General features: G+C 44.3%; 8 protein-coding genes and 1 pseudogene. 2 read left to right on the top strand and 7 right to left on the bottom strand.

Annotation, left to right across the window (positions count from 1 at the left end; genetic code table 11):
• Window positions 1-80: 80 nt before the first annotated feature.
• Together AB4375_RS10375 and AB4375_RS10370 are read right to left on the bottom strand one after the other, a co-directional pair.
• The gene (locus tag AB4375_RS10375) at window positions 81-2,270 is read right to left on the bottom strand and encodes an immunoglobulin-like domain-containing protein (RefSeq protein ID WP_372051532.1); all 2,190 of its coding nucleotides are present in this window, start codon (window positions 2,268-2,270) and stop codon (window positions 81-83) included.
• Between the two features lie 487 nt (window positions 2,271-2,757).
• The gene (locus AB4375_RS10370; RefSeq protein ID WP_017068308.1) at window positions 2,758-3,756 is read right to left on the bottom strand and encodes a hypothetical protein; all 999 of its coding nucleotides are present in this window, start codon (window positions 3,754-3,756) and stop codon (window positions 2,758-2,760) included.
• A 239-nt stretch (window positions 3,757-3,995) separates the two neighbouring features.
• Here AB4375_RS10370 and AB4375_RS10365 point away from each other — a divergent pair, with 239 nt between their 5' ends.
• Window positions 3,996-4,235 carry a PAS factor family protein gene (locus AB4375_RS10365; protein WP_004733935.1) on the top strand — a complete coding sequence of 80 codons (240 nt, stop codon included), beginning with the start codon at window positions 3,996-3,998 and terminating at the stop codon, window positions 4,233-4,235.
• A gap of 146 nt (window positions 4,236-4,381) precedes the next feature.
• Here the strand turns inward: AB4375_RS10365 and AB4375_RS10360 are convergent.
• From AB4375_RS10360 to AB4375_RS10345, 4 genes and pseudogenes are all read right to left on the bottom strand, one after another.
• Window positions 4,382-4,762, bottom strand: a pseudogene (locus AB4375_RS10360) (methyl-accepting chemotaxis protein); the annotation flags it as partial.
• A 347-nt stretch (window positions 4,763-5,109) separates the two neighbouring features.
• Entirely contained in the window at window positions 5,110-5,526 is a 417-nt protein-coding gene (locus AB4375_RS10355; protein ID WP_017059185.1) for a MarR family winged helix-turn-helix transcriptional regulator, read from the bottom strand.
• The gene (gene dmeF, locus AB4375_RS10350; protein ID WP_372051530.1) at window positions 5,504-6,499 is read right to left on the bottom strand and encodes a CDF family Co(II)/Ni(II) efflux transporter DmeF; all 996 of its coding nucleotides are present in this window, start codon (window positions 6,497-6,499) and stop codon (window positions 5,504-5,506) included. The genes AB4375_RS10355 and dmeF overlap by 23 nt, the downstream gene beginning before the upstream one ends.
• Window positions 6,500-6,775: 276 nt before the next feature.
• Window positions 6,776-7,648, bottom strand: coding sequence for a LysR family transcriptional regulator (locus tag AB4375_RS10345; protein ID WP_017059183.1), 873 nt, complete (start codon window positions 7,646-7,648; stop codon window positions 6,776-6,778).
• 214 nt (window positions 7,649-7,862) lie between these two features.
• Here AB4375_RS10345 and AB4375_RS10340 point away from each other — a divergent pair, with 214 nt between their 5' ends.
• Window positions 7,863-9,122, top strand: coding sequence for an adenylosuccinate synthase (locus AB4375_RS10340; protein ID WP_372051529.1), 1,260 nt, complete (start codon window positions 7,863-7,865; stop codon window positions 9,120-9,122).
• Between the two features lie 85 nt (window positions 9,123-9,207).
• On the opposite strand, the gene AB4375_RS10335 is transcribed toward AB4375_RS10340, so the two are convergent.
• Window positions 9,208-12,504: a type I restriction endonuclease subunit R gene (locus tag AB4375_RS10335; protein WP_372051528.1), complete on the bottom strand. Its 3,297-nt coding sequence runs from the start codon at window positions 12,502-12,504 to the stop codon at window positions 9,208-9,210.
• Window positions 12,505-12,521: the final 17 nt, after the last annotated feature.

Genomic DNA, 12,521 nt, shown 5'->3' with positions numbered 1-12,521 from the left:
CTCGGCGCACCATAAAAAAGAGAGGCACAATGGCCTCTCTTTGATCGTCTACTTTATATTGCTAGCGTTGAGCTATCAGACTACAGCTTTGTCCAAGCATCTTGCCAGTATTGGCTATCTGCTGGAGCGTAAGACGCGCTTGCACACCATGCCGTGTATGGCCAAGGCTTACATTCGTACAAGCCATTATCGCTGCCGACCACAATGTCACCCGCTGCGTAGTTTGTGCCCGCTTCATATGGAGGGTAATCACCTGGAGGAGGTGTTGTTCCGCCACCGTCTTTAACAGCGAACGAATCGTTTACCATCACCATTTCACCGTCAGATGCTTTACCGACTACTTCAAGTGCATATTGCCCTTCCGCTACATCGTATAAGTCGATGGTAATAGCACGGCTGTCCGTTACGTTAACCTTAGTTTGCTCAACCACAGTACCTGCACTGTTGATCACCATAGCGGTAACATCTAATGCTTCATTTGATGTCAGTGTCAGATCTAAACGCACGTTGCCGTTATCTGGCGCATATTGTGATTGAAGTCCTGAAACCGAAAGCTCTAAGTCATCGCCCGGATCTGGGTTACCACCACATGAAGAGTCTGAAACTTTTCTCCAAACGCCCCACTCACCTGTTGTTCCTGGCTCTTCGCCGCGAGTGTACCAACCTGCAACCCACGTTGCTCCGTCATGCGAAACTTGGTCACCTTCCACATAAACTGTGTTTGAATCCCATGGAGCAGCACAGTTAGAACCATCAGTTACTGACACTTTACGGTCAGCAGTTACGGTTTGGTTCGCGCTATCTGTTACGCTGTATACAAGTGTGTAGTTGCCGATTTCATTCACATCGACACTGCCAGTGTGTGTGATGGTGCTTGTTAGGTCACCATCTTCAGCATCATTTGCACTAACACCCGCCATCGGATCAAATGCGTTACCTAACATGACAGTAGTATCAGACACGCCATCGAATACAGGTTTTTGGCTGTAAACTTCTACCGTTCTTGCTTTGGTTGTTTCATTGTTATCGCTATCTTTAACACGGTAAGTCAGTACATAAGTGCCGATAACCGCCGTTTCGACGTATCCTTCAACATCGATTGATGACGTTAGATCGCCGTCTTCTTTGTCTGTTGCCGTCACGCCATCCATAGGATCAAACGTTGTGCTGTGAAGAACACGCGTATTTTCGACACCTTTAAGAACGGGCTCGCCCTCGACTGGTGGTGGCGTTACCTGACCGTGTACAAACGGGCCGTAGTCTTTAATGAACTGCTCGTTGTATTGTTGGCCGTTTTTGTTGGTGCCCATGTCCCAGTTGATAGACCAAGTCATCACACCACGTAGCGGTTGACCTTGCGCCGTTAGGCTATCAAATGCGTCGTATAAATCTTGTGGCTCTTGTACAAAACCGGTTGCTGCAGCATCGATGCTTGAAGGAATACCAAACACGAGCTTGTCATGTGGGATCTTGTGGAAACCACGCGTTCCGTTGATAAGAGAATCAGAAATGTAGTAGATGAATTCTTCTTTTAACGCATCGTTGTTTTGAGCAATCCAACCCACGCCTTCAACCCAGATACCATCGCCACCTTGGTTGTAAAATTGTGGGTTAATCCAGTCGTAGTAGCCTTCTAGATTATCGATATAAGGAACGTACTTACCGCCTGTCGTTAGATACGGGAACTCAGGCGCCATTGTAATAAGGAAGTTTTTACCTTCTGCGCGGTAGTGATCTTTCACTAGCTTAAGTGCATCCGGAATCACGGTTTGGTTGTTTGCGGCGGTTACGGCTGCTTGTTCAAGGTCGATATCTAGGCCATCGAAACCGTAACGCTCAGTTAGACGGATAATCTCATCAGCAAAGGCTCTTTCATCACCGGTTTCTAGCTCTACGTGTGCATCCGCACCACCCAAAGCCAACAGTACAGAGCGACCTTGCTTGTTGAGCTCAGAGATTTGGTCAATAAATTGTTCTTCTGAAAGCCCAATGGTTGGGTCCAGTTTAAAAGTTGGGATTCGACCATCAGCCACATCGTAAACCTTCATGAATGACACATTCACGATGTTGTACATTGGGTTCACTTCATCCAACGTCACACATGGCGCATTACCACCTTGGTAGCCGCCACCGTCACACCAGTTATGCCAATAGCCAACCACGACGCCAGAGTCTGGATTCGTCATATCTGAACCATTCGCATAAACAGCGCCAGACATAGCCGCCATGCCGACCGATACTGCTAATTGTAGAGCTTTACGTTTCAACATTAGTCCCACTTCCTTACTTAACAGCTGTGCCAATCACAACCGAACCAATTCATTGTAATCATGAATATTTATAGAGAAGTAATGGAATTTATAGGAAAAGATGACCTTTGATTTAACTTGTGATTTTGAGTCACAGATTGAATATCAGAATCAATATGATTTTGACTTTTCATTCAAATTGAAATGCTAAAAACTGTTATTTTCGGCTGAATGCATTGACCATATAAATATTTAATCAACCTTAATTCACTAAGATAATTAACCAAAAATATAAAAAATCACCGATAGGAAAAAATAAACTTTAAATCGGCAAAAATCATCCCAAATACGCCGTAATTACTGACCTAAGACCAGATACCATTGCGAGTGATATCACTAAAACAGCCTGGATATAGCCATCATACATGTGCTAGCAATACGCACGTATAACGGAATATAGGAGCAAGAATTTGTAGGATTTTGAATGTATACGTCGGGAGTTTTTCAGTTAACCGTCAGTGCCAGATGAATAATATGCATCCAATAGTGAAATAAAATTCACCTTATCAAGTTCATTAAGTTGATTAATTCCAGCCGCTGCTTTTCTTCCTCCGCCAGTCGCAAAACTTGAGCAAATTTCGTCTGCACCCGTTCTATTTGATAATGGCGCACGTAAGCTCACCGTGTAAGACTCGCCGTCTTGATTCTTCGTTAAAACGGCTTGCGCTCGGTTTGGATCTTGATTAACGATTTCATTACCAAATACGCCACTGATGCGCCTTGCCCACGTCTCACCTGGCAGTTCAAACACACGTGCGACTTCACTTTCATAAACAGGAGCAAGGTTTGATAACTGCTGGCGATCATTTTGATAAGCATCTCGTAGTCGATAAAACACAGAGTCTTTATCATCCAAAAGATCAAACGGATTCGGGTATTGATAAAGGGTTTTGTAGAGCTCAGCTGGCGTGAAATGCAAATCACTCAGTGACGAACCGTAACCGTTGTAGTTAATCAAGGTACCTAGCTCTTCTAGAAACTCTTTTTGAGATTGAGCGAATCCATTTTCATCCGCTAGCCGCGCCGCCACCGTTTTTAGATTGTCGCCAAAGGCAGCTGCGATTGCCCAAGCCACATGCGCACCATTCAGCTTCTGGTTAATCAGCAAGCTCGTGCAGCTCTCTGGCGCGGTATCAATCAGAGTATCTAAATGACTAGAAGTTGGGACATCCCCTGTTCGGTGGTGATCGCAATAAAATACATTGATGTTTGCGTCTAGCAGTGAGTGCAGTGCAGGCAGGTTTTTCTCCATCGATACATCTAAAACGGTAACGGAAGAAACATCACCTTGCTTACCCGGCTCCATAGTTTGAGTAACAACTTGAGAGACCAACTTAATATCACGCTTAACACCAGTAATGAGCACGCTCTCTCTTGGCTCACTTAATCGCAGCTGTAACAACGCGATTATGCCATCTGCGTCTCCGTTGAATACGTCGTAGTGCATGTTGTTCCTCTTCCTATAGATTTAACCGTTTGCCAGAAACGCGCCAATTCGTTTGTGTGTTCGATAGTCTGTCATTATTTTAGTTATATTTCACAGATACTTAAGTCTATTTTGGAATGCCTTATTCTCATTAGATTGAAAAGATAAACACATTAATAATATTGTATGACTTATGTCACAGTAAAAGAATACGAAAAGATTATAAAATAAGCGCCTCCCACTTAATGATAAAGAGACGAATGAACACTACCACCACTCTTGTTTATGACACTTTGAAAAGCCTTGCTGCTCACGCTCCTGAGCAACATGCCGAGATTCGCCAGCGTTTATATGAGCAGTTGAGCCTGCCATTTAACAAGCAGCTCTCGTTATACGCTAATGTGCTTGGTCCTATCAGCTCAGGTAAGTTAGCGGGATGCGACAATATTGATAAAGCGGTTGAACTGGCACTGGATGTGCTGGAAGGCCGAAATAAGTAGTCCCCCCCTTTAATACGTAATATAACGGCCCAGATCTTCCCCCAGATCGGGCCGTTTTTTTATTCTCGTCATTTATCTATTTGAATTTCAGGCACAAAAAAGGCGTAGATGATCCACGCCTTTTGTTTTAGTAAGTTCTATGTTGTTTATGAAGTCTTGAACTGCGCGACCGCTTGGTCCATATCGTTCGCTTGCTCTGCTACCTTGTCCACTTCAACTAAGCAATGCTGCGCCGAAGCGTTATTGTCGTTCGAGATAGTGTTCAGCTCAGTAATTGAGTCACTCACTTGCGCCATTACTGCGCCCTGCTCTTCAATCGCTGAAGCAATACGTTCTGAATTACCTTGGATGCTTTCCATGTCGCTCAAGATAAGTTGCAAGCTCGCATCCAGCTCTTCCGAATCTTTCAGCGTTAGTTGACCTTGTTGATTACACTCGCCAATCTCTGCCATCGACGCCTGCATCTGGCTTTGAATTGCACTCACCACTGAAGTTATCTCTGTGGTCGATTGATGCGTTCTGCTTGCTGAATACATGTACATTAGTTGAATGATAAAAGTGAGAGACAGCTATTTGACGGAACATAAATGGCTTGAATGTCATGGTATACAAGGCATTGAATTAAAAGACTTTGACGCACATTTGGATGCATTATTTATGATGACATTTTTTTGGCTCTCCAGAAGAGCACGAGCGAAGCGCAATATTGGAGGTTTTGACTTGGTTTTTAAACAGTGAATCCGTCTATTGATGATTGTACAGTAGAGCGTAAACGGCGAAAAAAATGGACCTACTCAATTCGAGTCAGGTCCATCTTTTGATTTTCTAGTCAATCGCTTTGCAGCTAAAGAGTTAGGTGCGAATTCAAGGCTGGCTAAAACGCTTTTACCATCTTGGTTAGGCACTTCAATAACACCGCTTTCTCGTCTTCTTCGATATCTTGCGTCAGCTCATTAACCAAATTCAAGTGAAGCTGGTTATGGTGGACGTGGATCTTCTGCCCTTCATCCGTCAAGGCAACCACAATCGCACGACGATCTGTTGGGTGTTCATGGCGCTCAATCAATTCAGCTTTAACCAACTTTTCTATTTGAACAGTAAGTGTACCCGTGGTAATACCCAACTTTTCAGCGAGCTCTTTCATTCTTAACGCACCATGCATACCAAGTACTTCAATGGTGTGTACTTGAGCCAGGGAATAACCCGTCTCTTTGACAACAGACTGCTCCCACGAAGACATTTTATCGTAGAACTCAGTCAGTATTTGGTTAAGCTGTTCTATATTTCGCATGGTCGTTTGAATGCACTTCAAGAGTAAGATGATTAATCTTATCAAACTTGGCGAGCATTTGTTTATATTCAGAGACGGTTTTATCACTGTTTGATTCAAGAGTAATCGCTGCTGAATAGTGATGCCCACTCACCTTCCACATATGGAAATCGGTGACCGACGCATAAGGCGTTAAGGTTTTGGTCACTGAGTCACGATAATCTTGGTCGATATTCTCATCCAGCAGGATTGGGCTGGTTTGTTTTATAAGGTTCATCGTCCACTTAGCAATCACGAATGCGCCAACCATTCCCATTGCTGCATCTAACCAGTTCCAACCGTAAAACTTACCAAATAGCAGCGCAACAATCGCAAGCAGCGAAGTTAGAGTATCCGCCAACACATGCATGTAGGCTGCGCGTAGGTTGTGATCATGATGGTGTCCGTGATGCTCGCCATGTTTATGACCATGGTCGCTGTCGTGCTCATGGCTATGTGAATGACCGTGATTCTTACTATGATTGTGGCCATGCTCGTGTCCGTGATCATGATGGTGATCGGCAAGTAAAAACATACTCACCACATTCACAGTTAAACCAATACAAGCAACGATTATCGCTTCATTGAACTGAATCGCTTGTGGGTTAAAAAAACGATGTACTGATTCCACCAGCATCAACAATGCCACAATCCCCAATGCAATCGCGCTGGTGTAGCCCCCTAACACGCTGACTTTGCCAGTACCGAAAGAGAAACGTTCGCTCTCGGCATGTTTCTTCGCATAACGGTATGCAAATAAGGTGATACCAAACGCTGCGGCGTGCGTCCCCATGTGCCAACCATCGGCAAGCAATGCCATCGAGCCGTAAATAGTACCTGCAACAATTTCGACAACCATGGTAACGACGGTCAATAACAGGACATAGAACGTGCGTTTCTCACCTTGACTGTTATGTGAAGAAAAGTTGTGTTGGTGACGTGTTGGAAAACTCAAAATGGCGTCCTTAGCTTGTGTTTGTGGTTAGATGATCGTTGCAAATAAAAGCCCTTTGATTGACAAGTAATTTGACAACCAAAGTAATAATTTGAAATTTAGTTTGATTATCAAACTTTGTCAACGATGAATTTTGAAACTCTGATTTGCGGGACGAATAGTTGATGGTGAGCGCTAGTTTGTTCCAAAGATTATTGATTCAGTAAAAACGAGGCTTTCCAGGGACAAAAAAGCCCACTCGAGGTGGGCTGATTGAGTCAAACTCAATGATTGTATTTATTTGTTTTGCAATGAAATAATCTCATCATTCACCCAACCTAACAGCTGCTTGGTTGCTTTCGACAAGACTTGGTTCTGCCGAACAATATAACCAAGACTGGTGCTCGAGAAGTTGGTCAATGGTGTCACTTTCGAATGCAGGTGCTGCTTGGTTGATACCGCAAACTCCGGGACAATAGCCACACCAAATCCCGCTTCTGCCCAGTCGATTTGAGCATCGACACTCCCTACTTCCATCACCCTATAATTAGGTAGATTAAGGCTTGGTAAACCTTCATCAATAAAGTCACGCGTTCTCGTATCATGACCTAGTAGAATCAAAGTGAGCTCTGCATCAGAGTCTCGGATATCAAACCCATCGCCAAGCGCACACCAAGAAAGCTCTTGCAGCTTAGTGAAATACAAAGACTCGTTGTGCTGCTCTTTGGCGATAACAAAACCAATATCCGCTTGAGCATTTTTAACTAAATTCGATGCCTGAGATGACGTGGTATTCAAGAGCGTAAGGTCAATACCGGGATACTGCGCTTTGAACTTCTGGAACGGACGAATTAGCAAAAATCGAGAAATGATGTCACTTACGGCAATGGTTAACGTCCCTATTTTAAGGTCGTTAATGGCATTGAGATCGGCCTGACAAATCTGCAGTTCGAGTAGCGTTCTTTGGCTTGTTTCCAATAGCCGTTCACCCGCTTGAGTCAATTGAAAAGGGCTTCTCTCTATCAACTTTATGCGTGTTTGTTGTTCCAGTTGTTTTAGGTGCAAACTCACATTGGGTTGTGTCATGTGCAGTGCATTGGCCGCTTTCCCAAAATGCTTGTACTCCGCAAGCGTCACAAACGTCTTCAACAAATTAATATCGAGCATCATGTCCTCTCTCTCGTGTCACTAATATCATTCCCTAAAAGTAAAGAATGCCCCATCGTCATTCCCTACAGTGAGGAACGAACGTGATAGGGAATCTCGTTTGTAGCTTAAGACTTTAAGGATATATGAAATCCTTATCAAGATAATAAAGATAATTAATTTCTCTTATCCACCTTGTAGGCCTAACATGATTCCTCAATCAGTTAGGAGAAAAATTATGCCATCTATCGTTGTTGTGGGCGCAAACTGGGGTGATGAAGGCAAAGGCCGCATCGTCGATTTTTTAGCAGACCAAGCTTCTGCTAGCATTCGTTTCCAAGGCGGAAACAATGCAGGTCATACTGTGGTAAATGACTTCGGTACATTCAAACTGCACCAACTACCTAGTGGTATTTTTAATCCTAATTGTACGGCGGTTCTGGGCCCAGGCATGGTGATCAGCCCTGCTGCGCTAACTGAAGAGATTGCAGAAGTTCAAGAGGCTGGCATCAAAGTGAAAATGGCGATCTCAGATCGTGCGACACTGTGTCTCCCTTTACATGCTCTTGAAGATACGCTTGAAGAAGAGCGTTTGGGCGATAGCGCTTACGGCTCTACACGTCAAGGCATTGCACCAGCGTACGGCGATCGTGTAATGAAGAAAGGCATTCTTGTCGGTTGGCTGAATCAACCTGAAATTTTAGAGCAGCGTATTCAATTCCTACTTGATTGGAAGATGCCTCAGCTTAAAGCGCTCTACCCTCAATGTGACTTCTCCCAGACTGCTTCTGAAATGACAGAATGGCTACTTGAAGTAACTAAAGCGTGGCGCCCGTTCATCTGCAACGTAACTGAGCCGCTTAAAGCGCTGCAATCACAAGACGCAAACCTACTGTTTGAAGCTCAGTTAGGCGCAGGTCGCGACCTTGTCTACGGTGAATACCCTTGGACAACATCTTCGAATGTAACCGCAGCTTATGCTGGCATTGGTAGCGGTTTACCTGCACTTCGTCCTGAACGTGTTATCGCTGTTGCTAAATCATTCAGCTCGTCTGTTGGTACTGGCACGCTAGTAACTGCAATGGAAGAACAAGACAGCTTCCGCGAAAGCTCTAACGAATACGGTGCAACCACGGGTCGCCCACGTGATATGGGTTACTTTGATGCAGTGGCAACTCGCAACGGTGTTGACCTGCAAGCTGCAACGGAAATCGCACTGACTAAGATTGATTGCCTGTCTGGTTTGTCTGAACTTAAGATCTGTACTGCTTACTCTGGTGAGCACACAGAGAACCCGATTTGGCCACAAACGGCTGAGCTAAAACCTGTATATGAAGATATGGCAGGTTGGGACGAAGATATCACGGGTTGCCGCACGTTTGAGAGCCTTCCTCAAGCAGCACAAGATTACGTTACTCGTATCGAAGAGCTGATGGGTGTGCCAATCGTGATGGTATCGGTAGGTCCAGAGCGCGAGCAAATGATCATTCGAGGTTAGATCTCTATTCGAGTATTTCAGCTAAAGTGATTGTTTTAGCTGAAATACTCATTGATAAAATCAAATGTCATCAAATTTAAAGCGACTACACATTCTTCTTATAATTCTCAGCCTGCTCTAGCACGCCTTTGTAAACATCATCATTGGCAACTGGTGGGAAGCCGTATTTGTGTAGCAGTAAGATTAAATCCACTTTCAACTTGGCTTTGATATCATCGCGCCCTGCCCAGTCTGGATATTGGGCGACATTGTCTACTGTGGTTTTCATCTCCTTCGCCAGTTCGAGCATCTTGTCATCGTCGTAAGTGAAATCGTACTTCTTGCGCATGTGGTTCAAGATATCGAGGAACGCTTTCTCTTCTAGGTCGATACCTAGGTCTTCAAACGAGCCCATTTCTTTCACGATATCAAAGATAATGTCGGTCATTTCTTGAGAGAAGGTATCGAACTCCTCGCCATTCAACACATCATTTTCACGGCGTTCGTTATACTGCTCCACCAGCGATTGGAAGCGCTTAGAGAAGTTCATGCCTTGCAGCTGGTTGACCTTTTTAAAATCACTTATCGCCTTCTCTAACAGCTTTTGAAGCAACTGAATCTTGGTGTTTGGCAGCTTAATCTTGTTGATACGAGCTAGGTAATCTTCGTCAAAAATATCGATAGCTTCGGCGTGCTCATCACCAATCGTAAAGATCTCTTCTACTCCATCGGCACGAAGTGCTTCTGCCACTAACTCGCGAACGCGCTTATTCATTTGTGCCGTATCTGGTGCATCACCTTTGGTTAGCTTAAAGATGATAGAGCGCACTGCGATATAAAAGTGAATTTGGTCGCGCTCTTGCTGAGATAACAATTCACTACCACAGCAAACATCATAAGCCGCCTTCATACGGCCGACTAAAGCCATGAATCGGGTTTCACCTTTCTTGGTTTGAAGGATGTATTCTGCCGACTGATTAAGGCACTCTAGCTGCTTACACGGCTCTCCTGTGTAATAACCTGACGTATCGAACTTGTGGAACATCTGCCTTAACAGATCGAGATGGTTCTTCACCTCAATAACGGAAAAGCGAATATCTTCAAAGTTAGTCTCATCAGCCTTTGAATACATCGCTAAGGCTTGATTCATACGTGACTTGATACCAATGTAATCGACAACCAGCCCTTTCGCCTTGCCTTCAAACTTACGGTTAACACGTGAGATAGTTTGAATCAGGTTGTGTTTCTGCAACGGCTTATCGATGTAGATAGTATCCAGTTCAGGAACGTCAAAACCTGTTAGCCACATGTCGACTACAATGGCTATTTTGAAATTCGACTTAGGACTCTTAAACTGCTGGTCGAGCGATTTTCGATATTCCTTTGTCCCTAGCAGGCTGTACTGATCAGGGTCATCGTCTTTACCGCGCGTCATCACCATTTGCACCATCGCAAGTGGCTTTAACTCTTCTTTCTCTTTATCCGTCAGCTCGACACCATCAATTGATAGCTTTTCCTCAAACCATTCTGGCCTTAAGATTTTGACTTGCTTATAGAAATCAAACGCGATTTCACGACTCACACAGACAAACATCGCCTTGCCCTTTATCGTAGAACCTTCTTTAACTCGCCCTTCATAATGTTCAACAAAGTCTTTCGCCAAAGCTTCAATACGATCAGGGTCACCAAGGATCGCGTTCATATTGGCAGAAGCTTTCTTGCTCTCTTCTATCTGATGTTCATTGGTGCCCGCTTCTGCGCACGCTTGGTAGTATTTCTCGACCTCTTCAAGCTTGCTGTTATCAAGAATGACTTTAGCGGCTCGGCCTTCATAAACAATACGAACCGTAATTTCATCATTAACAGATTCTGTCATGGTGTAGCTGTCTACTGCATCACCGAATACATCAAGGGTGGCATCGATCGGCGTTCCGGTGAAGCCAACGTAAGTCGCGCTTGGCAGAGAGTCGTGTAGATACTTAGCAAAGCCGTATGTCTCTTTCACATCGACGGCTACACCATCTTGATATTTGATCACCACTTTCTTATCGAGGTTGACCTGTGAACGGTGCGCTTCATCAGAAATACAGATGATGTTTGTACGCTCTGAAAGCAATTCGATGTCTTCGGTGAACTTATGAATGGTAGTCAGGAACACACCACCACTCTTGATGCCTTGTAGCTTATCTCTTAAATCTTGACGGCTTTTAACTGGCACCACCATCTCATCACCAATGTAATCAGAGGCATTACAGAACTGTTTAGAAAGCTGGTCATCGAGATCGTTGCGGTCGGTAATAAGTACAATGGTCGGGCTTTCAAAATCGATGCTTTTCATCAATAGGCGAGATAGAAACTGCATGGTAAAGCTCTTACCACACCCTGTTGCACCAAAGTAAGTACCGCCTTTACCACTACCGTATGGCTTACGTTCTTTGTCGATGTTGTAGTAAAGCTTACGCGCTGCGTAGTACTGCGGGTAACGACAACAGACTTTTATCTCTTTCTTAGAGGTATCAGGGAAGAAGACAAAGTTCTTCACTACATCAAGTAATCGAGTTTGGTTAAACAACCCGGCAATCATGGTGTAGAGGGAATTAATACCCTCTTTTTCGGTAGACTCGTTGCCCGTTACTTTGCGCCACGCGTAAAAAAACTCATACGGCGCAAACAGGTTGCCCATTTTGTTGTTCACGCCATCGCTGATGATGCACATCGCGTTGTAGACGAACAGCTTGGGAATATCACGGCGATAACGAACGCAAATTTGCTTCCATGCATCAAAGGTGGTCGCGTCTTTCTCTCGCACGGCACTTTTGAATTCAAACACCACCAGCGGTAAGCCGTTCACATAAAGGATGCCATCAGGGATTCGAACTTGTTCATCGACACCTTCAATCTCTAGCTGGTTAACGATTTTATAGATATTGGTATCAGTCGGGTCTAGGCGATATGTTTCTAAGTAACTAACATTACCCTCTGCAACTTCTCTATCAGTATTATCTGATTTAGATTTATTCTCTAGCAACGGGACAAACATCAAGCGTAAGGCTTGTGCCAAATGTCTTGTGTCGATTAACTCAATATAGAGGTCTTTCTTTGAGCGATCTTCACGCTTAAACAGAAAGCCATTGGTTAGCCATTGGCAGAAGGTTTTATTGCTATGGTATAAATCACTGGCAGGCAACGTTGATATCATACGAACAATGGTGTCAATTTCGCTCTCGGTTATAGCATCGCCTCGGTACTGCTTGGCAAGGTAGCGGCGTAAGTCATCTAAGATGAGTACTTGTTCTTTGTCTTCACGCGCTATTTGTTCACCCACTACGTGTGGGTAGCCTTGCTCACCCAATAGCTCAATAATGGCCTGTTCGAGTTTGGCTTCAGTAAATTTTAAGCTCATCGCCTTTTCCTACTGCT

The sequence above is a fragment of the Vibrio sp. 10N.261.51.C6 genome (assembly GCF_041471785.1).
GTDB lineage: Bacteria > Pseudomonadota > Gammaproteobacteria > Enterobacterales > Vibrionaceae > Vibrio > Vibrio crassostreae_C.
This window is presented reverse-complemented; position numbering and strand designations above follow the sequence as displayed.

Excerpts from the sequence above, each read along its gene's own strand:
- AB4375_RS10375 (WP_372051532.1), bottom strand. The coding sequence starts at position 2,270 with ATGTTGAAACGTAAAGCTCTACAATTAGCAGTATCGGTCGGCATGGCG.
- AB4375_RS10370 (WP_017068308.1), bottom strand. The coding sequence starts at position 3,756 with ATGCACTACGACGTATTCAACGGAGACGCAGATGGCATAATCGCGTTG.
- AB4375_RS10365 (WP_004733935.1), top strand. The coding sequence starts at position 3,996 with ATGAACACTACCACCACTCTTGTTTATGACACTTTGAAAAGCCTTGCT.
- AB4375_RS10355 (WP_017059185.1), bottom strand. The coding sequence starts at position 5,526 with ATGCGAAATATAGAACAGCTTAACCAAATACTGACTGAGTTCTACGAT.
- AB4375_RS10345 (WP_017059183.1), bottom strand. The coding sequence starts at position 7,648 with ATGATGCTCGATATTAATTTGTTGAAGACGTTTGTGACGCTTGCGGAG.
- AB4375_RS10340 (WP_372051529.1), top strand. The coding sequence starts at position 7,863 with ATGCCATCTATCGTTGTTGTGGGCGCAAACTGGGGTGATGAAGGCAAA.
- AB4375_RS10335 (WP_372051528.1), bottom strand. The coding sequence starts at position 12,504 with ATGAGCTTAAAATTTACTGAAGCCAAACTCGAACAGGCCATTATTGAG.